We start from the raw sequence: 25,451 nt of genomic DNA on the forward strand, positions 1-25,451 counted from the left end.
TATTGGAATACCAATTAATCAGTTGAAATCTATTTTTAAATAATGCTTTTACAGAAATGAAAAAAAGTAAGCTTGCAGACTTTGACAACGAACAAATTGAGAGAGTTGTCAGCATGGCTCAAGAGGAAAGAAAGCCTTTTGAAGTAATAAAAGAAGAATTTGGCCTCACCGAAAATGAAGTAACCGAATTGATGCGCAAACGATTATCGAAAGATAATTTTGAACTTTGGAAAAAGAAAGCCACCGGTAGTAAGCCAAAACCAAAGCCAATTATAGACGATTTCGACGATGATTTAGACAGCAAATACTATATAAAAAATAAATTTGATTAAACTTTAACTCTTGTTCAACAAGAGTTTTTTTATTTAATACCGATTTTTGTTTTTATGAAATACCATTCATTTACCGAACAACAAATCGACCGAATCATTGAAATGGCCTGGGAAGACAGAACGCCGTTTGAAGCGATTACTTTTCAGTTCGGAATTTCTGAACAAGAAACCATTGCCATGATGCGCCGTGAGATGAAACCGTCAAGTTTCAAAATGTGGCGAGAAAGAGTACAAGGCAGAACCACCAAACACGCCAAGCTTCGGGTAAATGGTATAGACCGTTTCAAATGTTCCCTACAAAAACAAATTACCCACAACAAAATCTCAAAGCGTTAATCGGCACGATTTTAGTTAATCAATGCTAAAAATGTTAAAATCAATTGTAACTATTGGTTACATTTGGTGACATATTCCAAAAATATAAATTTCTACAATGAAAAAAATAATTTTAAGTGCCTTTGTAGCACTGACTATTTTCAGTTTTAATGCTACAGCCCAAAAAAAATCAGTAACCCAAGAGGTTAAAGTAGCGATAGATTTGAATCAAGTAAAAGAGGATAAAGTGATGGTAACTGTCACACCACCAAGTTTTAAATCTGAGGAAATTGTTTTTCACATTCCTAAAACAGTTCCCGGGACTTATTCTTCAGACAATTACGGAAAGTTGATAGAAGATTTAAAAGCTTTGGATAAATCAGGAAAAGAGTTAGTAGTAACCAAAACCGATGACAATTCTTGGAAAATCAGCAATGCTAAAGCCTTATCAAAAGTAACGTATTGGGTGAATGATACTTATGACACTGAAACCGGAAGAGGTTTTGGGAAAGATGAAATTTTTTCACCGGCCGGAACTAATATTGATGAAGGCAAAAATTTTATGCTCAACAATCATGGTTTTGTCGGTTATTTTGATGACAAACTCGAGATTCCTTACACCGTTACGATTACCCATCCGGCGACACTTTTTGGTTCTACTTCTTTGGTAGACACCAACAAAAGTGATACGGTAGATACTTTTAAAACCGAAAGATATTTTGAGTTGGTGGACAATCCAATTATGTATTGTAAACCTGATTTTGTTACCTTCAATGTTGATGGTATGGAAATTTTGTTCAGTGTTTATTCGGCCAACGGAATGCATACGGCTAAATCGCTTTCGACTTATTTAGAAACCACTATGCGTGCTCAAAAAGCCTTTTTAGGACCTGTTAATAACAATAAAAAATATACTGTTTTGTTGTATTTGTCTGATGTTAAAAAGAAAGATGCCAAAGGTTTTGGAGCCTTAGAACACCATACTTCAACAACCGTTGTTTTCCCTGACATGATGCCGGCCGCTGCTTTAGGTGAGCAAATTAAGGATGTGGTTTCTCATGAGTTTTTCCATATAGTAACACCATTGAGCATCCACTCTAAAGAGATTCAATATTTTGATTACAACAATCCCAAAATGTCAAAACACTTGTGGATGTATGAAGGAGTAACCGAGTATTTCGCCAATTTGTTCCAAGTCAATCAAGGTCTTATCGATTCCGATGAGTTTTACCAAAGAATGTTGGGTAAAATAGATAATGCCGCTACTTTGAATGACACTATGCCATTTACTGAAATGAGTGCGAACGTATTAGTGCCACCGTATAAAGACCAATATTTAAATGTATACGAAAAAGGCGCGCTAATCGGAATGTGTATCGATATTATTATCCGTGAAAAAAGTAACGGAGAAAGAGGGATTTTAGACTTAATGCAAAAATTATCAAACGAGTATGGTCCGAATAAACCCTTTAATGATGAAGAACTTTTTGCCAAAATAACCTCGTTGACCTATCCTGAAGTAGGTGCGTTTTTGGATACTTATGTTGCCGGTCCGACACCGATAAAATATGATGAGTTTTTTGCCAAAATGGGTGTAGGAAAAACCAAAATCAGTGTTCCTGTTAATCCGTTTTTAAAAGATCAATCAACGCCATACATCACCGTAGACGGAAAAACCAAAGAAATTATGGTAATCCAAAGTCCGGAATTGAATTCGTTTATGACCAACTTAGGCATCAAAGGCGGCGATATTATTTTGGCTATCAACAATAAAGAGTACAATTTAGACACTATTTATGATATGATTATGGAAAGTCAAAATTGGAAAGCAGATGATGCCATTAGCATAAAAATCAGAAGAGACGGAAAAGAGCAAGTAATCAATGGGAAAGTAAAATTGGCTTCTGAAGAAGTAGAAGGTTACGGACTAATCGATGCTTCCAAAGAGAAGCTGAACAAAGCTTGGTTGACCGGAAAATAAAATAATTTTGTAAGCAGTATAAAACCTCAATTTGGTCAACAGATTGAGGTTTTTTTAGTATTATTGCCAAAATTTATAACAGATATGAAATATCTGTGTATCACTAAGTATAAACCGAATGTCCACCGGACATTCTCCTCTTAATATTAAACATGCAAAAAACATTTTTAGCCATAGTATCCCTATTTGTTTTGGTTTCCTGTTCGGAACAAAAATCCACTAAAAACTTTGTGCTTAACGGGAATATCAAAGGATTAAAAAAAGGAACAATTTATATACAAAGGATAAAAGACACGCTTTTAGTCCCGATTGATACCATTAAAATAGACGGAGATTCTCATTTTGTCAGTGAATTTGATTTGCAATCGTCTGAAATGTTATACTTGTTCTTAGATCGGGGTGTGACCAATTCAGTCGACAATAATATTATGTTTTTTGCCGAAAAAGGCACCATGAATTTAGAAACCAGTTTAGACTTTTTTACCGCAGATGCCAAGATTACCGGTTCTAAAAATCAGGAATTGTATGATGACTACAAAAAAGTAATGTCAAGATATATAAACCAAGATTTGGATTTGGTAGAGAAGAAATTCAAAGCCTTTAAAGCCGGAAAAATGGACGAAGTCAGTAAGATGGAAGAAGAGCAAAAAGGGATTTTAAAAAGAAAATACTTGTACACTACTAATTTTGCCGTAAACAACTCTAAATACGAAGTAGCACCTTATGTAGCCTTAGCAGAGATTTACGACATCAATTTGAAATATTTGGACACCATTCAAAAATCATTGTCACCACAAGTGGCTAAATCACTTTACGGTAAAAAGCTTAACCAATTTATAGCGGAAAGAAAAAAGATTGAAAAATAAAGTACTTTTGTTTGTCACCAAAAACAAATGAAAGACATTCTGCTCATAACGCCACCGTTTACCCAACTCAACACACCTTATCCGGCAACGGCTTATTTGAAAGGTTTTTTGAATACTAAAAACATTTCAGCCTTTCAAATGGATTTGGGGATAGAAGTGATTTTGGCCATGTTTTCCAAGCCCGGATTGACGGCTATTTTTGAGTCATCCAATATTGAGCATTCGGGATCCAACAGTCATCGAGTTTTCAATTTAAGAGAAAATTATATCCAAACTATCGATGCTGTAATCGCTTTTCTCCAAGGGAAAAACCATACTTTGGCTCGCCAAATTTGCAGCGGTAACTTTTTGCCCGAAGCTTCAAGATTTGAGCAATTGGATGATATGGAGTGGGCATTCGGTTCGATGGGAATGCAAGACAAAGCCAAACATTTGGCAACATTATACCTAGAAGATTTATCCGATTTTATCGTCGAATGTGTGGATGAAAATTTTGGTTTTAGTCGTTATGCCGAAAGATTGGGTAGAAGTGCCAATTCGTTTGACGAACTATATGCACATCTGCAAAAGGAACCAACTTACATCGACAAAATCACACTCAAAATTCTGTCCGAAAGATTGAACAGTGTTCAGCCTAAATTAGTTTGTATTTCAGTTCCGTTTCCTGGGAATTTGTATAGTGCTTTTCGCTGTGCACAGTTTGTCAAAAAGCACTTTCCAAACATAAAAGTATCAATGGGTGGCGGTTTCCCCAATACCGAACTTAGGGATTTAAAAGATAAAAGGGTTTTTGAGTTCTTTGATTTTATTACGTTAGATGACGGAGAATTGCCGGTGGAACTTTTAAATTCCAATATTAATTCCGAAACTTCGGAACCAAACTTCAAAGAGTTTAAAAGAACATTCCTTCTTGAAAACAACCAAGTCGTGTATAAAAACAATACCACAAAATCGGATTATAAACAAAGTGAGATTGGCACACCTGACTATTCCGATTTGTTTTTAAACCAATATATTTCGGTTATAGAAATTGCTAATCCGATGCACAGTTTGTGGAGCGATGGTCGATGGAACAAGCTTACAATGGCGCATGGTTGTTATTGGGGCAAATGTACTTTCTGCGATATTTCTCTGGATTATATCAAATTATACGAACCGATTGCGGCCCAAATATTGGTCGACCGAATGGAACAAATGGTTGCCCAAACCGGAGAAAACGGATTTCATTTTGTAGATGAAGCTGCTCCACCGGCATTGATGCGGGAAGTGGCTTTGGAGATTTTGCGCCGAAAGCTAACGGTTACTTGGTGGACGAACATTCGCTTTGAAAAAAGTTTTACTCGCGACCTCTGTTTGCTGCTTAAAGCTTCTGGTTGTATTGCGGTTTCGGGTGGATTAGAAGTCGCTTCCGACCGATTATTGGTATTGATTAAAAAAGGCGTTACCGTAGAACAAGTAGCCCAAGTTACCCGTAATTTCACCGAAAGCGGCATCATGGTTCACGCTTATTTGATGTATGGTTATCCTACTCAAACAGTTCAGGAAACGGTTGATAGTTTGGAAATGGTTCGCCAACTTTTTGAAGTAGGTGTCTTGCAGTCGGGTTTTTGGCATCAATTTGCCATGACGGCGCATAGTCCGGTAGGGTTGTTTCCTGAAGAATTTGGAGTCATACCGGAACAAAATGAGATTACTTTTGCCAACAATGACATTCAATTTAAAGACCAAACCGGGATTAACCATGACCAATTTAGTTTTGGATTAAAAAAATCATTGTTCAATTATATGCACGGTATTGGGTTTGACTACGATCTACAAGAATGGTTCGATTTTAAAATTCCGAGAACAACCGTGATTTCCGACTTTATTATCTCCTGTTTGGAAAAAGAACCGGATTTAGTGGTAAAACCTTCTGCGAAAATAGTTTGGTTAGGCGGAAAGCCTTTGCCGGAAATTTTTACTAAATCTAAAAAAGGCAAACGTTGGGAAATGATGAGACTCGTATTATTTGATAAAAAGGACACCGTTGAAATTAATTTAGACAAAGAAAAGGCGGATTGGGTATTGAAGATTATAAACGATTTGACGCTTCCCCAACAAAAACCAATTACTTTTTTACAACTCAAAACCGATTTCGAAATACAATTTGAAGATTTTGAATTGTTTTGGCACTCAAAACCATTAAAAACATTGAGGGATTTTGGGTTTTTATTGGTGTTGTAGTGAATATAAAACTCTTGATAACTTGTTCATTAGTTTTATTTTTGGGTGGCTTACAGGCTGTTTTTTAGCCTAAATTTATTTTCCTAATAATTATTTAGTCGTATTGAATGAAAGTTAAAAAGACCTTCCCTAAAATTCTTTGGTTAATAATTTCCTCAAGTATCTTTTTTATTATTCTTTATTTTGCTCTTTTTTATTATACCAAGAAAGCGGAAAAGCAAGTTTATAGCGATTCTGTTGAGCAGTTTGAAAACGAAATTCATAAACTCTTAGATTTGGAATCCAAGCCTGTTTTGGTAGCCATTAATAATGACACCAATTGGGATGAATTTGTTGATTTTATAGCTTCAAAAGATAGGGAGTGGTTTGATGAAACCATCGGAAACGAATTAGAAATATATGACGCAGATTATTTGGGCGCTTATGACGTTGATAAGCGTTTTATCATCAGGACACCTACGCCAAGCATTAAAACCTTAGATTTTATTCCGAAGCAAGCCATGGATTTGCTTAATAAAGAAGGCATAAAAAAGTTTTATTTAAGAATTCCCGAAGGGTTGGTTGAAATTACAGGAGCCGCTATCCATCCTTCTGACGATCCGCTAAAAAATAAAACCAAAACCTCGGGCTATTTTTTTGTGGTTCGGTTAATTGATCAGGAGTTTATTGATAATTTAGAACGCATCACCAATTCGGAAATGCAATTGGTTGCTGCTGATTATAAAGCTTCGGATAAAAAAAATAAAATTTCTTCTATCTATCAACTTAAAGATTCTGAGGATAAAGTTATTGGAGAGTTGTTGTTCCAAAGAGACTTTGAAGTTTATTTTGAGAATACTATCAACATGCTCTATGTAATCATTATAGCCTTTTTTGTAAGTCTATTGGTAAATTTAATTTACACCAGAACCTTGGTGTATCATCCGTTAGATTTGGTGAGAAGGGTTTTGGAAACCGGCAATAAAAAAGCCATAAAATTATTAAAGGAATCCAATGGTGAGTTTAGTTATATAGGTAATTTATTTGAAGAAAATAACAATCAGAAACTCGAATTGATTACCGCTAAAATCAAAGCAGAAGAGAGCGACCGATTGAAATCTTCCTTTTTGGCTAATTTATCACACGAAATCAGAACCCCAATGAATGCCATCAATGGTTTTACGGATTTGATTCTCAATACGGATATCAATGAAACGGAGAAGTTAGAATACCTTAATGTTATTGAAAAAAGCGGAAAAAATTTAGTTTCTATTATTGATGATTTGATAGAAATGTCTAAAATTGATTCCAATCAAATTACCCCTAATTTTACTTTGGTCAATTTAGAATCATGTGTCAACGAGCTCTACGAAACCATCAAGGTTACCATTCAAAATAAAGACATCGAATTCATTTTAATCAAAAGTTCCCTCCCGGCCGAGTTTAATATAGTTACCGATGATATCAAGCTAAAGCAAGTCATCATCAACTTGTTGACCAATGCCATTAAATTTACCGATAAAGGTATGGTGACTTTTGGATACGAAATTGATGAAAAAAACAAACAGATTCATTTTACAGTCAGAGATACCGGACTAGGAATAGACGCGGAAGAGCACCAAAACATATTTGACCGTTTTAAGCGTGTGGATAGCGATGTTTCTATTAAAGTAGGTGGTTTGGGCTTAGGTTTGGCCATCTCCAAGGCTTATGTTGAGTTGCTCGGTGGAAGCATTACTTTGGAGTCTAAAGTAGGCGAAGGGTCAACTTTTTATTTCTCTATTCCGCTTAAATATGCCAAAATGGAGCATATTACCGTTAGATCGATCAATAATCTTGAAGTCACTAAATCCGATGATAAGTTGATTTTGATAGCTGAAGATGACAATATCAATTTCTTGTTGTTCCAAAAAATGATGCAAAATAAAAATTACCAAATCATCAGAGCGGTCAATGGTCAGGAAGCAGTTGAAGTTTGCTTAAACAATCCTAATATTGATTTGGTTTTGATGGATATTAAGATGCCGATTATGAATGGTTTTGAGGCAATTGAAAGGATTCAACCCATACGGCCAACATTGCCAATTATTGCACAAACAGCTTATTCATCCTCTGATGACAAGGCAAAAATTGAAGCGGCAGGTTTTACAGATTATATCACAAAGCCATTAAACAGAGAAAGACTGTTTGAATTATTAACAACCTATTTAGAAGAAAAAGGGAAGAATGAAGTATAGTAAAATAGCTTTTGTCTTGTTGTTTGGACTACTTTCAATGCCTGCAATCGCACAAGAAAATATAAAAGTCAACGATAGCGTCAATCCGGAAATAGAAAAAAGATTGTCTTTAAATTTAGATGTTGTAAACCGCTATCTCTGGCGTGGTCAATGTTGGGGTGGAGATTACGGGGCAATTCAACCGACTATTGAATACCGGCTTACGCCAAAATTTACTTTGGGTTTTTGGGCTACTACCAATTTCCAAAACGACTATTTTTACCCTGATGGCGTGACTTATTATAAAGGTTATCAGGAAATAGATTTTTATTTGAGTTATCAAATTAGTGATTTTTTGCAGTTCCAACTTTGGGATTACTATTGGCCTTCTGTTGAAAGTATAGAAGGTATTGATAATAGTTTTTTAAATTATGGAAGAGATGGTTCTAAAACTGTTGATGCTATTTGGTATTTTGATTTTTCTGAAGGGTATCGATATCCTTTTAATGCAACTATTAGCACCTTGGTGGCCGGAAATGATTTTTATTATGACAGAAACGGAGAGAATCCTAAACAAAATTTCACGACTTATTTGGAATTAGGGTATACATTTTCATTTTTTGAAAATACTAAATATGCTGCGTTTCAAAATATTGAGATTGCACCGGTTATAGGCGCTGTGATTAACAATAAGGCTGCATATTATACTTATGCCGATTATGACAAGCCTTCTTTCGTAAATTTGGGGTTAACTGCCTCCAAAGAAATTGATTTGGGCAAAGGAATTACCATGCCTATTTCTTTCAATTATACTCACAATGGCGCTTCCAAAAACACAGAAGCATTTGGAAAAAACTTTTGGATAACAACGATAAGTTTCAGCTATTAAACCGGTTCGCCGTAAAGGTCGAATTCAGTGGCGTCAATAATTTTCACATTGACGAATTCTCCGGTTTTCACATAGAATTTAGCGGCGTCAATCAAGACTTCATTATCAACATCCGGGCTGTCAAATTCAGTTCTACCGATAAAGTGTTGGCCTTCTTTTCTGTCGATAATGCACTTGAAAGTTTGTCCGATTTTTTCTTGGTTTAAGTCCCATGAAATTTGCGATTGTAAGTCCATTATTTCGGCAGCGCGTGCTTGTTTTACTTCTTCCGGAACATCATCTTCCAATTGGTAAGCATGGGTGTTTTCTTCGTGAGAATAGGTAAAGCAACCTAAACGCTCAAATTTCATTTCCTGAACCCAGTCTCTCATAATTTCAAAATCTTCCTGGGTTTCGCCCGGATAACCCACAATCAAAGTGGTTCTGATGGTCATGCCCGGAACAGCTTCGCGGAATTCTTTCAATAATTTGGTCGTTTTTTCTTTGGTCGTACCACGTCGCATCGATTTCAAAATATTATCTGAAATGTGTTGCAAAGGAATATCGATGTAATTACAGATTTTCGGTTCGCGTTTCATTAAATCCAATACATCCATCGGGAAACCTGTAGGAAACGCATAATGCAAACGAATCCATTCGATACCTTCAACTTTTACTAAGTTCTCTAATAACTCAGCTAAGTTTCTTTTTTTGTATAAATCTAAGCCGTAATATGTCAAATCCTGAGCGATAAGGATCAATTCTTTAACACCGTTTTTGGCTAAACCTTCTGCTTCTTTAACCAATTTTTCAATAGATTGCGAAACGTGTTTGCCACGCATAATCGGAATTGCACAAAAACTACACGGTCGGTCACAACCTTCGGCGATTTTTAAATAAGCATAGTTTTTCGGTGTTGTGGTTAAACGTTCACCTAACAGTTCGTGTTTATAATCGGCACCGAGTGCTTTGAGTAGTAACGGTAATTCAGTGGTTCCAAAATATTGGTCTACATTCGGAATTTCTTTCTCTAAATCGGGGCGGTATCTTTCTGAAAGACAACCCGTAACAAATACTTTATCTACTAAACCCTTGTCTTTTTTATCGGCATATTCCAAGATGGTATTTACAGATTCTGCTTTGGCATTGTCAATAAATCCGCAGGTATTAATTACTACAATATTTCCTTCTTGCTCATGCACTACCTCTTTACCATTGGCTTTTAATTGTCCCATTAAAACCTCACTGTCGTAAGTGTTTTTGGAGCAACCTAAGGTAATAACATTGATTTTATTTTTCTTTAAAGACTTAGTTCTCATAGATTTAATTCCGATTTATTGGGAAAGCGTGCAAAATTACGCTTTATTTCTAATTAATTTGTTGCCTTTTGGAAATAAAAAACCATCTCGTTTTGAGATGGTTTAAATGGTGTATGGGAAAAATTAGAAATTGATAGAATAACTAAGAGTTACATTATTATTGTATCTGCTGATTCTCGCAGGATCAGTCATGCCGGAGGAAAGAAAAGCTTGATTGCTGTTTCTATGGTCATAAGAATAAGCCAAATCCAAACGGCTTTCACCAAAATTATACCCAATACCGCCGGTATATCCGGTTAAGTCTCCAAAGGCTTGGTCAATTTTATACGGACTTTCCTCAAAACGATAGCCGGCTCTTAGGCTTACTTGCTTGATTTTGAATTCACCACCAACGCGAATTTCCATAGCATTATCTAAAGCGTTGCTCATAAATTGATTTATGCCCGCGTAATCATTTTTGGGTTTTATTCTTGTATTACTGTAATCTTTGGTAGAGACATCAACGCTCAATAAACCTCTTTTTCCAAAAATGTAAGCCATACTTCCGGTCCATTTTCCGGGTGTTTGAATAGTATAAGGTAAATAGGTAATTGGGTCGTGGTAAGAGAAAGGGAATTCATTTCCATCCTGATTGTTGAGACTTTGAGTGCTAACGCCTTGTTGTAATTCATCGGTTAGTCTGAGCCACGTTGGAGATTCGTAAGCCAATCCGATACGAAGACTTTCAATTGGTTTAACAATAGCTCCTAAGTTGAATGAAAATCCGGAACCGGTTGTCCAAAGTCTGTTTTCAAAAAGAATTTCTGAAATAGTTGAGCCGGTGTCATAAACCGGGTTTTCATTACTTTCATATACAGATGACAATCTTTCGATGTTAACAAAGTGAAAATTTAAGTTGGCACCTAAGAATAGGATATCTTTATAAGCCGCAGAGAAGTTTCCGGTTAGTTTTCCGTTATAACCCGTAGTTAATATTTGATTTTCTTGGTAAAAATTTCCTCCGTTTGGAATATTGGTATAATAAGAAGTATTGTTTGGGTCACTATTATTTGGTTCAAAAATGTAAGTATCATAACCCAAATAAGCCTGTTGCTCATAAAAATTCAGGTCGTAATAACTGTAGTTTGTCAGAACGTTGGTTGGGATTCCTTGAGCAATATTTAAAAAATAATTGCCGATAGAATTAAACGGATTGACTCCGGCAGAAAAAACACTATTGTTGAAGTTGTTAGCGTTTTCGTAATTTAAGCCTATTGCTAATTTCTTCCAATCGTTTTTGCTGTCTGCACCTTCTTTAAAAATGAATACAGCACCAATTTGATTAATGTCTAGTGTACTGTCTGTGTCATTTGTTGATGTGCCGAAATAACGAGATTTGTTTTTGGCATTGTAAACAGAGCCTGTTATGGTAGCGTAATTGTTATTAAAAAAAACAGAACCTGCCGGATTAACGCTTATGGCAGATAAATCACCACCAACAGCGCCAAAGGCACCGCTCATTGATCTGAATCTGGCAGTTCCGGTAAGGTTGTCTGTGGCCAACCTGATAACATCTTCCGGGGTTGTTTCTTGAGCATAAATATTGGAAAAGAACATTCCAAAGAATAATAATAGTAGATACTTTTTCATAGTAGTTTTAATTTTTTATTCAAAAAAAACCTATGCTGTAGATTAACAAAGCATAGGTATAAGATAGGCGGGAGGATTATCGTCTTCCTCCGCCTGATGATCTTCCTCCACCGCCACCAGACGAAGAACGTCCGCCGCCATAGTTAGAACTTGGACTGTAGGAACGGGTAGGAACTGATTCTGTTCTAACGTTATTTCTAGGTTGTGAAGTATTGGTGTTTTGTCTCGGAGAACTATTATTATTGTAATTTCTCGGACTAGAAGAATTATTTCTCGGAGTGCTGTAGTTATTTCTCGTTGGATTAAAGTTTGAACTTCTTGGTCTTATTACATTGTTATTTCTTCCGCCGTAAGATGAATTTCTGATCCCGTTTCTGGAACTATATGATCTGTTTCCGGCATAGTAACCGTAATTAGAACCTCTTCTTCCGCCATTGTAGTGGTAATAATTGTTGTAATAACCACCATACCAATTGTTGTAACCAAAATATCCACCATGCCATGGGCTATACCAAGGGCTGTACCAACCGCCCCAACCGATATTCCAACCTGGTCCGTACCAACTATTCCAACCCCAACCCCATGAAGGTCCCCAACTGCTCCAACCCCAATAATTTCCGTACCAATAGTTGTTCCAATAACCCCAACCCCAGTTGTTGTCATAAACATTGATAGTTACGGATTGAGCGTTGCTACCCCAGCCGGCATTATTTTCGTTGTAGTTTTTGCTGTTAGTAGCGGTAGTGTCTTCAATGGTGCTATAGGTTTCAACGTTGGTAAATGCCTCGGCATCTTTGTTTAGCTCGCTAAAATATTCTTGGTATTTATTGCTTTGAGAATTGTCGTTGGAGGCAACCTCTTTTTTCTTGTTTTCAGAACTTCCGTATACTCCGTCAGAGTCGTAGTAAGAACTATTTTGATAAGAACCGCATGAGGTGAATGTGATAGCCAAAATTCCGAAGACGGAAAATAAGGACAATCTTCTACTGAATAAATAATAAGTTTTCATATCTATAGCATTTTTATTGTTGGACTATACAAAAATAGTTAGTTTTGCCGAACTATTTAGTTAAAAAAAGTTAAACAATTTTTATGCCAAACTATTCAATATGAGTAAGAACTTAACAAAGAGAGAAGAGGACTATTCCAAATGGTATAACGAGCTTGTAGTCAAGGCTGATTTAGCTGAGAATTCAGGGGTTAGAGGTTGTATGGTAATCAAGCCTTACGGCTATGCAATTTGGGAAAAAATGCAAGCGGAATTAGACCGTATGTTTAAAGAAACCGGTCACAGTAATGCTTATTTTCCTCTTTTTGTGCCCAAAAGCATGTTTGAAGCCGAAGAGAAAAATGCAGAAGGTTTTGCTAAAGAGTGTGCCATTGTTACTCATTATCGATTAAAGAACGATGAAACCCGTCCCGGAAAATTAATGGTTGATCCTAATGCTAAATTGGAGGAGGAATTAATTGTTCGCCCTACCAGTGAAGCGATTATTTGGTCAACTTATAAAAATTGGGTGCAATCCTACAGAGATTTACCGTTGCTAATAAATCAATGGGCTAATGTGGTTCGCTGGGAAATGAGAACTCGACTGTTCTTAAGAACAGCAGAGTTTTTATGGCAGGAAGGGCATACCGCACACGCAACTAAAGTTGAAGCTATTGAAGAGTCTGAAAAAATGATGAACGTGTATGCTGATTTTGTAGAAAATTTTATGGCTATACCGGTAATCAAAGGACTAAAAACCGAATCAGAACGTTTCGCCGGTGCTGAAGAGACTTATTGTATTGAAGCTTTAATGCAAGACGGAAAAGCATTGCAGGCCGGAACATCCCATTTTTTAGGACAAAATTTCGCCAAGGCATTTGATGTTAAATTTGCCAACCAAGAAGGGAAGCAGGAGCATGTTTGGGGAACTTCTTGGGGTGTTTCTACCCGTTTGATGGGAGCGTTGGTAATGACGCATTCGGATGATAACGGATTAGTTTTGCCTCCTAACTTGGCGCCAATTCAGGTTGTAATCGTGCCTATTTTCAGAACAGATGAAGAATTCGAAGCGATTACCCAAGCGGCAAATGAATTGGTTGCGCAATTCAATAAATTGAGGGTTTCGGTTAAATTTGATAACAGAACTACTCAAAAACCGGGCTTTAAGTTTGCTGAATGGGAATTGAAAGGAGTGCCTGTCAGAATAGCTATTGGACCAAAAGATTTAGAAAACGGCACCTTTGAGGTAGCCCGACGTGATACTTTGTCTAAAGAAGTTATTGCTAAAGAAGGAGCTGTAGACTATGTTAATGATTTATTAGAGCAAATTCAAAAAGATTTATTCAATCGCGCACTTGAATTCAGAAATACTCACATAACCGAAGTCAACTCGTTTGAAGATTTTAAGGATGTCTTGGAAAACAAGACCGGGTTTGTTGCTGCCCATTGGGATGGTACTTCGGCAACCGAAGAAAAAATCAAAGAATTGACCAAGGCAACCATTCGTTGTATTCCGTTAGACCGAAAAGAAGAAGAAGGAATTTGTGTTTTTTCGGGAAGCAAATCTGTTGGTAGAGTGTTATTTGCAAAAGCGTACTAATAAAAAAAAGAAAAAAAATAGTTGCAGCCTTGCGGGATTAAAAAATAGTTGTATTTTTGCCACCGCAATTTTAAGCAAAGATGGCCCGTTCGTCTATCGGTTAGGACGCCAGGTTTTCATCCTGGTAAGAGGGGTTCGATTCCCCTACGGGCTACTAAAACATTAAGGCTTAAAATTGGCCCGTTCGTCTATCGGTTAGGACGCCAGGTTTTCATCCTGGTAAGAGGGGTTCGATTCCCCTACGGGCTACAAATTAGTTGTAAATTAGTTTTATAAAGCAAAACTTCAGTGTCTCGAATTTTGTTTTATTAGTTAAAACCAAAGTGATTTTTTAATTGTGGGAGGTTTTTCTTTTTTAACTAAATATTTTATTATTAATTACAATTAAATTTCAAGAAAATGGCAAATCATAAGTCAGCTTTAAAAAGAATCAGAAGCAACGAAAAGAAAAGAGTGTTGAACAGATATCAACACAAAACCACTCGTAATGCTATCAAAGCATTAAGATTGTCTACTGATAAATCAGATGCTTCTGCAAAATTATCTGTTGTTATTTCTATGATTGACAAATTGGCTAAGAAAAATATCATTCATGATAACAAAGCAGCTAATTTGAAATCTAAATTAACTAAGCACGTTACTAAGTTATAATCTAACTTCTGCAGTATAAAAAAAAAGCACTCAATTTGAGTGCTTTTTTTTTGTCTTTCATTTATTGTTCTTATAAGTTTTGCTTTAAATTTTCAAGCATCTCTTTGGTAATTGGTTTAGAGAGAAAATCTATAACCATGGGATAGCTCTTTGTTTTCTCAACATCTTGAGGATCTATAGTAGAGGAGAGCACAATAAATTTGGCTTCGGAAAAGAGCTCGTGATAGCCGTTTTGTAAGTAATTGTCTAGAAACTCCCAGCCGTTCATTATAGGCATATTTAAATCTAAAAAAGTCAGTGTTGGATAAGTCAATGTTGGATTCTTTTGAAACTGTGGCGCTAATTCATTAAAATATAGAATTGCTTCTTCTCCGTTTTTAGCCGTCAATACTTCTTGGGCAAAAGACACTCGTTCAATTACTTTTTTACAAAGCATTAATGTTATGGCATCGTCGTCTACACAGAGTATTTTATCCAGCATATAATTAAAAAAGTGTTTAGTTGTTTTTAAATGTTATGGTAAATGTTGTTCCTTTACCCACAGTACTCGCTACGTTTATAGTTCCGCCCATGGCTTCTACTTGCGATTTTACCAAATACAATCCCAATCCTTTACTGTCGGGATGGTTGTGGAATCTTTGGTACAAACCGAAAATTTTATCTTTGTTTCTAACCAAATCTATTCCAATACCATTGTCTTTGAAAGTGAGCACCAAATGGTCATCTACTATTTTAGATGAAATGGACACTCGCAGTTGTTTGTTCTCGGATCTGTATTTGATGGCGTTTGTGAGTAAATTTAAAAAAATACTTTCTAAATAGGACTTATTGATGTTTAAAATTGTGACTTCTTCCAAATCTATTTTTAAAATAGGTTTGTGTAGTCCGATTAAGAAACTCAATTGATTAAAAACATTTTCAAAAATTTCTTTAATCAATACTTTTTCTTTTTGTATGGAAGGATTGTCTTTTATGATTACCACCTTAACCAAATCGTTGATGGTTTCATTTAAAAGGTGAGTCGACTTGGTAAATCCGGCAATAATTTCTTTCAGTTCAGGATCTTCAATCGGCATGTCTTCCACCAAGTTTAATAAACCGGTTAGGTTGGACAATGGCGCTCTTAAGTTGTGCGACGTGATATAAGAAAACTGTTTTAAATCTTTATTGTTTTGGGTCAGTTCTCTAATGAGTTGTTCTCTTTCTTTTTCTTTGTTCTTTTCCTCAGTAACATCTCTTTGAATTGATATCCAGTGAGAATGTTCTCCGTCTTTATTGGTCACGGGTATCATAGAAAAATTAACCCAAAACTCTTCTCCGCTTTTTTTGTAACTAATGGTTTCTACATAACATTCTTTGTATTCTTGAATAGCGGTTTTGAGTTTGTCAAATTCCAAAATATCAGATTTCGGTCCAAAGAACATCACCGGAGATTTGCCTATCACTTCCTCCGAATTATAACCGGTCATATCCGTAAAAGCCGAGTTGACAAATATGATATTCGGAATGACTTCAGTCGAAGTGTCAATATTGGTAATCATCACAGCGTCCTTAGTTTGTGTAATTACCGTTTCCAAAAGTCTGAGTCGTTGCTCTTCCTCTTTTTGTTTGGTAACATCCTGTATGGCTCCAATCATTCTGATGGGCTTTCCGTCTTTGTCTTTAACTAAAAATCCCCTGTCAAATACATATTTGTAACTGCCGTCAGCACATTGAAAACGGTATTCGTCCTGCCACTTCTCGGTTTTTTGTTCCAAAAAGGAATAAAGCTTCACCGACATTTTCAAACTGTCTTCCGGATGAATGCGCTCAAACCACCATTTAGAGGTCATTCCAACATCTTCTTTTTTGTAGCCGAAAACACCCTGAATTCCTTTGTTCCAAATAAAGCTATCGTCTTCAATTTTCCAATCCCAAATAGTATCACTTGTCGCCTTAGCTACAATATCATAACGCTCATTGGATTCTAAAATTTCATTATTGGTAACCTGTAACTTTTCAAAAACCGATTTGTTTTTCTCGTCGTTGCGGTAAAGGATAAACTTTAAAATAAAACCCGAAATAAGAATGAAAATAAAATCTCTTACATAAAAAAAGATTGAAGATTTTTCAGGTGAAGTTTTGAGGTAATCTAAAAAAAATTGGTGACCAAGTACGGCCACAAACATTAAGATGAGGACGTATGTTAGGGTGATTTTATTAGAATTATTTTTCATTACTCCAAATATATAGATTTTCAAATAAGTTTTAAAATTTAGCCAAAAACTTATTAAGGATTTTATAAACTTTTGTCTCTATTTTAATAAAGTGTAAACTAATTTGTTAATGGTTTTTTATCCGAAAATAAAGTGTACCTTTGCACCCACAAAAAAGCACACATGGAATCTATCAGAAACATTGCAATTATTGCCCACGTTGACCACGGAAAAACAACATTGGTTGACAAAATTATGTACCACTGCCAATTATTTCGTGAAAACGAAAACACCGGAGACTTAATTCTTGACAACAACGACTTAGAGCGTGAAAGAGGAATTACTATTACTTCTAAAAACGTTTCAGTGGTTTACAAAGGAACCAAAATTAACATTATCGATACTCCCGGACACGCCGATTTTGGTGGAGAAGTTGAAAGAGTATTAAATATGGCTGACGGGGTTTGTTTGTTGGTAGATGCTTTCGAAGGACCAATGCCGCAAACACGTTTTGTATTGCAAAAAGCCATCGATTTAGGATTAAAACCTTGTGTGGTAATCAATAAAGTTGACAAAGAAAACTGTACTCCGGAAGAAGTACACGAAAAAGTATTCGACTTAATGTTCGAATTAGGGGCCGAAGAATGGCAATTGGATTTCCCAACCGTGTACGGTTCAGCCAAAAACAATTGGATGTCCGACCACTGGGAAAATGTAACCTCTAATATTGAACCGCTTTTAGATATGGTGGTTGAACACGTGCCGGCACCAAAAGTATCTGAAGGAACACCGCAAATGTTAATCACCTCATTAGACTTCTCTTCTTTTACCGGTCGTATTGCTATCGGTCGTTTGGAAAGAGGTATTTTAAAAGAAAATATGCCTATCTCATTGGTAAAAAGAGACGGTAAAGTATTCAAATCAAGAATCAAAGAATTACACACTTTTGAAGGTTTAGGCCGTAAAAAAGTACAAGAAGTAATCGCCGGTGATATTTGTGCAATTGTTGGAGTAGAAGGTTTTGAAATTGGAGATACTATCGCCGACTTCGAAAACCCGGAAGCTTTGCAAACCATCGCCATCGATGAACCAACCATGAGTATGTTGTTTACCATTAACGATTCGCCTTTCTTTGGTAAAGAAGGTAAGTTTGTAACTTCTCGTCACATCAAAGATCGTTTGGCCAAAGAATTAGAAAAAAACCTAGCCCTTCGCGTAGCGGATACTGATTCTGCCGATAAATTTATGGTGTTCGGTCGTGGTGTACTTCACTTATCGGTTTTAATCGAAACCATGAGAAGAGAAGGTTACGAATTGCAAATCGGACAACCACAGGTTATCATCAAAGAAATTGATGGCGTTAAATGTGAACCAATCGAAGAATTAACTATCGACTTACCGGAACACGTTTCAGGAAGAGCTGTAGAGTTTGTGTCGGTTCGCAAAGGGGAAATGTTGTCAATGGAAGGAAAAGGCGAGCGCATGATCATCAAATTCAACATTCCGTCACGTGGAATTATCGGTTTGAGAAATCAATTGTTGACCGCTACTGCCGGAGAAGCTATCATGGCACACCGTTTCATTGGTTACGAACCATTCAAAGGTGAAATCGCAGGTCGTATCAACGGTTCGTTAATCTCTATGGAAAACGGAAAAGCAATTCCTTACTCCATTAATAAATTACAAGATCGCGGTAAATTCTTTGTAGATCCAAACGAAGACATCTATGAAGGTCAGGTTGTTGGAGAAAACTCTCGTGGCGATGATATGACGATTAATATCACCAAAACCAAACAGTTAACCAACTTCCGTTCTGCCGGTGCCGACGATAAAAACAAAATCGTTCCGGCCATCAAGTTCTCTCTAGAAGAAGCTTTGGAATACATTCAAAAAGATGAGTATGTAGAAGTAACGCCTAAATCGTTGCGTTTGCGTAAAATCTATTTGAACGAAAACGACAGAAAACGTTTCAAAATGTAATTTCATTCCTGTAGAGACGCGATGCATCGCATCTCTGGGTAAAATAATATAAAAATGAACCCATTCAGTTACGAATGGGTTTTTTATTTACTTTTTGTCTCTTGTGAAGCTATTTCCGGCTATCCGTTGCAATCTCTTCGAGGATTTCCACTACTATCCGGGCTAGGGTTTACTTTTTCAGTAGGAATTCCATCGGAACAGACAATCTTTCCGCCCAAGCTTCTTCAGAATGATTTTTACCTGGGAAGAATTTAGTAATCCAATTAGTAGTCGCAAATCCTTTCTCAACCATAACAGCATCCGCATTTTTTTGCAATGGCGGATACAATGCGTCCAAAGTTTGGTCACCGTAATCAAAGTAAATTCGGTTGGTCTTAGGATTAGGTAATTTCTTTCTCATATAGGCGTAAAATACCTCAGGAATCGGATTGTTTTCCACCGCAAATATCCCTGGCCAATGTGTAGAAATACAAGCCGCAGCACCAAAAACCTCAGGATATTCACAAATCGCATACAACGAAATCAAACCGCCCATACTCGAACCGGCCATAAAGGTATTGTCTTTGTCCTTGTATGTCGAAAAAGTCTTGTCGATGAAAGGTTTCAATTCGGTGACCAAAAATTTCAAATACAAATCAGAATAAGGTTTGAAAACTTCTTTGGTTCGACCTGCTTTCTGCAATTGCGCAGTGATGGTGTCTTTTTGAACTGCAGTCAAACTTTCATAAGGTTTTTGCGGAAAATATTCAGGATGCCGTTTAGAAGGAATATTCCAAATGCCAACCACAATAAATTTTTTGACTTTGCCCTCGGCATTTAATTTTCCGGCTACTTCATCTACTTCCCAAGCTTGCTTGTTCCAAGTGGTTTCTGCATCAAAAAGCATTTGACCGTCGTGCATGTACAAAACGGCATATTTTTCATCGACATTATATCCATCAGGCAACCAAACATCCACATTTCGGGCATCCACATAAACCGATTTGAAATTGTCAAAGCGTTGTACTTTTCCGGAGGAAACTTTAATGTTTTGTCCGTTTAATAGCAAACTCAACATAAATAAAGCGGTTGTGAATAGGTTTTTCATATTATCGTTTTAAGGTAAAATGCCCTTTTGCACTTCGACCGTCTTCAAATTCAATAGAATACCAATAATCATCTGCCGGCATTGGTCTTCCGTTATAGGTGCCATCCCAACCCGTACCGGTGGTACCGATTTGTTTCAACAATTTTCCGTAACGGTCAAAAATATAAATCGTTGAACGGTAATTGTGAAGTGCACTTACGCCTTTTACATTCCAATAATCATGAAATCCATCACCATTTGGAGTAAAATATTTCGGGATACCTAATACCGGAATCAAAATTGGACCAAGCGTACCACAACCGTTCTCGTCTCTGACATACAGTTCGTGAAAACCTATAGGCACATTGTTAAAGAAATTGCTTTCTTGGTAAGGTCCGCTAATGTCATCTAAGGCAAACACATAATCACCTGAGCCGGTTACATTGACTAGAATCGAATTGACATCGCTCAAATCAACCACGTCAATGGCTTGAATGGAAGCAATTTCTGAACCTACAATGGTGATATTTCTGGTTTTAGTACAGTTGAAGGCGTTGGTTACTTCAACACTGTAAAGTCCGGGTGTGCTGACTGTTATAGTAGGATTGGTTTGTCCCGGCATAATGACATTGTTTTCATACCATTGGAACGTATAATTGCCCGTTGGCGAGCCATCAAGAATTCCGGCATCAATCAACGCTTGGGTATCAGGAAGACAAATAATGATGGTTTCTTCTTGATCAATTTTAGGCGTTGGATTAACTATAAACGGAATGGTAATTTCGGCATAACAATCGGTGTTGGTAGGGTTTTCAACCACAACTCTTATATTTTGGGTACGGGTTCTGAACGGATTCGGTAATTGATTCGGAACAGCATTAGGAATCAAAACATTATTTTCATCGTAATAATAAACATTCATACCGGTTTGCGTTCCCAAAATAGTATTCAAAAATGAAGAAGTGTCAAAGTCAAAATAGCCATCTTGTGCAATAGCCAAAACTTCATCGTCACAAGTAGTCGTCAAACTACTCGGAATAGCAAAGGCTTCCGGCAAATCATCTACGATGAATTGAAGCGTTACTTCATCATAACAAGGTTGACCGCCGGTTTGTGTGGTATTATTACTGACTCTGATGGTAATGGTTTCGCTTCCCGTTACATTGTACGGATTTGTAAAGGGTAAAATCTGTGTTCCGTTAGCTCTAAAATATTTAACATTAACGCCGGTTTGACCATTGACAACTGCGGCTGCAATTCCGGAAGTGTCAAACCCATAAATTCCGTCATGATTGTCATCGCAATGGCGGATTAAATTAGCCGAATTCACAGGATATGCTATTGGCAAAGCTTCTACTACTATGTCAAAAGTTTTATATCCAAAACAAGAATTGTCTATCGTACTGTCTACGCGAACCCAAATGGTTTGCGTATTCGGAAAACCAATATTTCTGTAATTGCTAATGTTTGCTATGGCTAAAGAATTTCCGGAAGCATCAGTTTCAGCTAAGAAATCGGCTTGGGTTTTATAGAATTTGATGGTAACATTGGCCGGTAGTATAGCCGCTAAACTGTTCTGTATGGACGTGAAATTAAATGGTCCCGAAATACCGTCATAATCGTCATTTACGGCATCCAAATAATCATCACACAAATACTGATTCGGAATCACAAAGCCGGCCGGAATTTGGGTCACTGAAACAACCAAATTTATTTGAGCCACTCTGAAACAGCCGTTACTGTTTTCCACACGAGCATAAACCACAGTATTACCTGAGGTGTAAGCTAACGGGTTTGTGATTTCAAAAGCAGTATCTTCAGTATTCGCAGCAGTATTGTTGGTGAAATAGGTAAAAGTTTCATTCAAATAATTAGCCGAAATCACATTGTTTTTCTGAGTCAGATTGAAAACCGAAATCGCATCGGTATCATCATCACATTGGATTAGCGAAATAGGAGTAGTGATTACAGGCAAAGCATATGTTGTCAAAATAGCCGCCTCGGAATACAAACCGCAACTGTTGCCGTTTTTATTCAAAAACACTCGGTATTGGTAACCAGCCATCGTTGGAGAAACATTAGAAACCGTGAGCAAAACAGTAGTCACACCCGAATAGGTTGCATCATTAGTCAAATTGACCCAATTGGTTCCGCCATCTGTAGACAATTGCCATTGGTAACTATTCACGGCAACCGAGGTAATGGTAAAAGAAGCCGATTGTAATTCGCATATAGTTACATCAACCGGCTGAACAGTAATTGAAATCGGAGCGCCAATGGTATAATTTCCATTGGGCACACCATAACCGCTGCTGCTCGAAACAAGACCGTTGGCTAAAATAACTGTTGGTGAGTCATTTCCGAGAATGCCATCATTATTCAAATCTGAAAATCCGGCTTCTATGGTATCTAAACAGCCGTCATCATCGCTGTCTGCTTCAATATAGTTCAGAATGCCGTCTGCATCGGTATCGGCAACCGTATAGTTGATGACGCCGCTGCCTGTTGTGATTTCCAAACTATTGTCAATGCCATTACTTCCTACAGGATTTACTGTAATACCGTTTGTATTAGAACCATTCCCGGGACTGCCCGATTCAATAATATCAAAAATACCGTCATTATCACTGTCTAAATCTAGGTAATTGGGAAAACCATCACCATCGGAGTCAGCTGGTGTGATTCCGTTTCCGAACAGATCATCAATCCCGTCATTATTGGCGTCAACATTGGACAATGCTGTTGCGTTTTGTCCTTGACTTTCAACTACATCCGGAATAGAGTCATTATCGCTGTCATAGTCAATTTGGTCTGCAACACCATCACTGTCGGAATCTAAAGGAACACAAGTAGCTATTAGTCGCATGGCAACCCTGCTGGAATTAGTGTCTACTAAGTTGATATTACTCACAGTGATAGCATCGATTAAATTACCTCTAACCGAAAAAGTACCCGTTCCTGACGCCAAAGGTATACTGCTATTCAAGCGGAAGCGTATTTCAAAGGAAGAATATTGGGTTACGCCACTTTCAAAAATCCCGTCGTAATTGGTATCTATCAGTATTTGGTTGTCCGGATTTAAAATCGTTAGGGTTTTATTAATCGGACAGGTAACTCTTATTTCTGTTGATGAGGTAAATAAATCATTGACTATAGCGGTTGAGGCATACTCTATTGCCAAACTAATTGGGTTATTCCAAGTGGTGGTATAGCTTACTTTGTCTTGTTTCCCATCGGCGGTTTCAGTTACAAAATTACCATTAGCATCGCCTACAATGAGTGTAGTCGGTGGCGTTCCTGTTCCGGTCGAAGAGACAGCACCTGTAAACGTATTGGTGTAATTGCCAACGGTAACTGATCCGGCACTGGTATTGGTTAAATTAACATCTTGATTTCCGTAAGATTCGATGCAGTTAGTTATTCCGTCGTTGTCATTGTCTAAATCAATATTATTGTTAATACCGTCGCCATCAGTGTCAACAGGACAAGAACTAACCGGAATCTCATTAGAATTTATAGGCAGTGTACAACTAGAAATGGTAGCAGAAACATAATAGTAACCCGGTCCTAGTGCTGAAGGTGTATAACTGCTGTTGGTGGCGCCGGGAATTACATTTCCGTTAAAGTACCACTGAAAAGTGTCAAACGGACTCAAAGTGTTTACGGATAAACTGGTATTGGGAATGCAACTGGCCTGAATTGGGTCCAATTGATTAAATGAAATCTCAGGTTCAAATGTAAAACCGGAATAAAAACCTCCAAATGTTGCCGCACCACTAGTTCCATAAGCGGCTAAATACAACTCTTCGGTTGAAAAAACAGAAACATCACCCGTTAAACCCGTGATAACATAAGTTTCATAATCAGCATTGCCAAGCACGGGAGTTGGACCAACGACATTAGTTGTCATCGACAAATCTGCTAAAGTATAGTTTACACCGTCAATGATAAAGTTTAAGGCCGCACCTGTTTTAGTTACTATGGTAACTCGACCAGTAAATTGTCTGTTGCCTATAAAGTTGATGGAAGGAATATTGTCAATAATTCTAGGTGTTTGACAACTCAAGGGTGGGACAAAAAACATTTCTTGATTTCGTTGATCAACAGCACTGTTATCGCCAATGGTTTGATAAGCAAAAACTTTTTGGTTGGTACTGATATACAGATTGCCATTACCGTCAAAAAAAGAGCCGTCGAAAACGACATAATCTCCGGCATTTATGGTAGTTGTTGGTGTTGTTGCACCGCCTAAATAGATTTCGGTATTGTCTAGGTCAGCTACCAATAAAACGGTTTCAACCATATCAATACCGGTACTTTTTATAAAAATATATTCGTTATTGTTAATGCGTTCTGCCGGAACTATTTGGTCAAATCCCAAATCCAAATTACCCGGGGCATTGCTTCCGCCAAATGAACCACAATTTAAGGCAATGGGTTTGTCGGAAGTAACCAATGAACCTATTAGTCCGTCGCGATTTGGGTTATGCGGTCCTTGAACGGCCATTACATAACTTTCGCCACTGTTTAATACAATGCTAAACGGATTGTTGCCATTGGAACTGTTGATGGGTTGAACACCGGCTCTGATATCACTGAAATTGACCGTGGTGTTATTTTCAGAAGCCAAAACCGATATGAATGTGGTGTGAATATCAATGTAATTGGTAACGGCAAGATTGGTAATGGCGCCAATTCTGAATCGGTTTCCCAAAGAAGCTTTTCCTTTTGAGACTAACTCACCGGCTTGATTTCCTGAACCTGCGGTTACTCTGGCAGAAACATAAATCAAGTCATCGGCTTCAACAATATAGCCTTTATTGTTAAAGACATTATTAACCATGCTGGCGTCGACATGTAATTGGGTATCATTACCAAAACCAACATTGTGAATATAGGGTGTACTTCTTGAAACGGTACCGGTGATTACGCCTCCGCCTAATTCTATTATTCTAAAGTTAATCGGATTAATATTGGGGGTGGAAATGTATAGGAATTGATCTTCTGATGTAACATTACTTGCACCGGAAAGCGGTGGAATGTAATGCGTTTTGCTAAATTGTGAGAAACAATTTATAGAGGAGAATACAATAAATAATACAAAAAATAACTTCTTTTTCATTTGCTAAAATTAACAAATAAAAAAGAAAACATAAAAAGAAGTTTTCTATTTATGTTTTCTTTAAGAATTGATTATTTCCGCTGTAATCTAAACAGTTACTAAGCGGTTTCGGTTAAAGCTT

The 25,451-nt window shown here is 37.1% G+C and carries 17 protein-coding genes and 2 tRNA genes; 12 read left to right on the top strand and 7 right to left on the bottom strand.

Annotation, left to right across the window (positions count from 1 at the left end; all coding sequences use genetic code 11):
- Positions 1–56: 56 nt before the first annotated feature.
- The 7 genes from P7V56_RS06135 (at position 57) to P7V56_RS06165 (ending at position 8,801) form a co-directional block, all read left to right on the top strand.
- Positions 57–332, top strand: coding sequence for a TIGR03643 family protein (locus tag P7V56_RS06135; protein WP_171222791.1), 276 nt, complete (start codon positions 57–59; stop codon positions 330–332).
- A 54-nt stretch (positions 333–386) separates the two neighbouring features.
- Positions 387–668, top strand: coding sequence for a TIGR03643 family protein (locus tag P7V56_RS06140; protein ID WP_171222792.1), 282 nt, complete (start codon positions 387–389; stop codon positions 666–668).
- Positions 669–765: 97 nt separating this feature from the next.
- Positions 766–2,628: a M61 family metallopeptidase gene (locus tag P7V56_RS06145; RefSeq protein WP_171222793.1), complete on the top strand. Its 1,863-nt coding sequence runs from the start codon at positions 766–768 to the stop codon at positions 2,626–2,628.
- 152 nt (positions 2,629–2,780) lie between these two features.
- Complete coding sequence (locus P7V56_RS06150; RefSeq protein WP_171222794.1) at positions 2,781–3,494, top strand: DUF4369 domain-containing protein; 714 nt, start codon at positions 2,781–2,783, stop codon at positions 3,492–3,494.
- Positions 3,495–3,521: 27 nt separating this feature from the next.
- Complete coding sequence (locus P7V56_RS06155) at positions 3,522–5,717, top strand: B12-binding domain-containing radical SAM protein (RefSeq protein WP_171222795.1); 2,196 nt, start codon at positions 3,522–3,524, stop codon at positions 5,715–5,717.
- A gap of 107 nt (positions 5,718–5,824) precedes the next feature.
- The gene (locus P7V56_RS06160) at positions 5,825–7,933 is read left to right on the top strand and encodes an ATP-binding protein (RefSeq protein ID WP_171222797.1); all 2,109 of its coding nucleotides are present in this window, start codon (positions 5,825–5,827) and stop codon (positions 7,931–7,933) included.
- A complete protein-coding gene (locus P7V56_RS06165; RefSeq protein WP_171222798.1) occupies positions 7,923–8,801 on the top strand; it encodes a TorF family putative porin in 879 nt (292 codons plus the stop codon). The genes P7V56_RS06160 and P7V56_RS06165 overlap by 11 nt, the downstream gene beginning before the upstream one ends.
- On the opposite strand, the gene rimO is transcribed toward P7V56_RS06165, so the two are convergent.
- The 3 genes from rimO to P7V56_RS06180 form a co-directional block, all read right to left on the bottom strand.
- Complete coding sequence (gene rimO / locus P7V56_RS06170; protein ID WP_171222799.1) at positions 8,798–10,099, bottom strand: 30S ribosomal protein S12 methylthiotransferase RimO; 1,302 nt, start codon at positions 10,097–10,099, stop codon at positions 8,798–8,800. The two genes, P7V56_RS06165 and rimO, sit on opposite strands and share 4 nt — an antisense overlap.
- Positions 10,100–10,222: 123 nt before the next feature.
- Positions 10,223–11,728 carry an OmpP1/FadL family transporter gene (locus P7V56_RS06175; protein WP_171222800.1) on the bottom strand — a complete coding sequence of 502 codons (1,506 nt, stop codon included), beginning with the start codon at positions 11,726–11,728 and terminating at the stop codon, positions 10,223–10,225.
- Between the two features lie 76 nt (positions 11,729–11,804).
- On the bottom strand, positions 11,805–12,737 hold the full coding sequence (locus tag P7V56_RS06180) for a hypothetical protein (RefSeq protein WP_171222801.1): 933 nt from the start codon (positions 12,735–12,737) through the stop codon (positions 11,805–11,807).
- Between the two features lie 100 nt (positions 12,738–12,837).
- On the opposite strand from P7V56_RS06180, the gene proS reads away from it, so the two are divergent.
- From proS to rpsT, 4 genes are all read left to right on the top strand, one after another.
- Positions 12,838–14,316: a proline--tRNA ligase gene (proS, locus tag P7V56_RS06185; RefSeq protein ID WP_171222802.1), complete on the top strand. Its 1,479-nt coding sequence runs from the start codon at positions 12,838–12,840 to the stop codon at positions 14,314–14,316.
- 82 nt (positions 14,317–14,398) lie between these two features.
- A tRNA-Glu gene (locus P7V56_RS06190) sits at positions 14,399–14,470 on the top strand.
- Positions 14,471–14,493: 23 nt separating this feature from the next.
- Positions 14,494–14,565: transfer RNA gene (locus tag P7V56_RS06195), tRNA-Glu, on the top strand.
- A 150-nt stretch (positions 14,566–14,715) separates the two neighbouring features.
- Entirely contained in the window at positions 14,716–14,967 is a 252-nt protein-coding gene (rpsT, locus tag P7V56_RS06200; RefSeq protein WP_171222803.1) for a 30S ribosomal protein S20, read from the top strand.
- A 70-nt stretch (positions 14,968–15,037) separates the two neighbouring features.
- On the opposite strand, the gene P7V56_RS06205 is transcribed toward rpsT, so the two are convergent.
- A complete protein-coding gene (locus tag P7V56_RS06205; RefSeq protein ID WP_171222804.1) occupies positions 15,038–15,448 on the bottom strand; it encodes a response regulator in 411 nt (136 codons plus the stop codon).
- Between the two features lie 16 nt (positions 15,449–15,464).
- Positions 15,465–17,183: a PAS domain-containing sensor histidine kinase gene (locus P7V56_RS06210; RefSeq protein ID WP_171222805.1), complete on the bottom strand. Its 1,719-nt coding sequence runs from the start codon at positions 17,181–17,183 to the stop codon at positions 15,465–15,467.
- A 162-nt stretch (positions 17,184–17,345) separates the two neighbouring features.
- Between P7V56_RS06210 and typA the strand changes: the two genes are divergently transcribed.
- Positions 17,346–19,142 (top strand): translational GTPase TypA, encoded by a 1,797-nt coding sequence (gene typA, locus P7V56_RS06215; protein WP_171222806.1) that lies wholly within the window; start codon positions 17,346–17,348, stop codon positions 19,140–19,142.
- Between the two features lie 169 nt (positions 19,143–19,311).
- Here typA and P7V56_RS06220 read toward each other — a convergent pair whose 3' ends face one another.
- The gene (locus P7V56_RS06220) at positions 19,312–20,229 is read right to left on the bottom strand and encodes an alpha/beta hydrolase (protein ID WP_171222807.1); all 918 of its coding nucleotides are present in this window, start codon (positions 20,227–20,229) and stop codon (positions 19,312–19,314) included.
- A gap of 1 nt (position 20,230) precedes the next feature.
- The gene (locus P7V56_RS06225) at positions 20,231–25,330 is read right to left on the bottom strand and encodes an FIDD domain-containing protein (protein WP_171222808.1); all 5,100 of its coding nucleotides are present in this window, start codon (positions 25,328–25,330) and stop codon (positions 20,231–20,233) included.
- Between the last annotated feature and the right edge of the window lie 121 nt (positions 25,331–25,451).

This window comes from Flavobacterium sp. IMCC34852, from assembly GCF_030643905.1.
In the GTDB taxonomy this organism is placed as follows: Bacteria; Bacteroidota; Bacteroidia; order Flavobacteriales; family Flavobacteriaceae; genus Flavobacterium; species Flavobacterium rivulicola.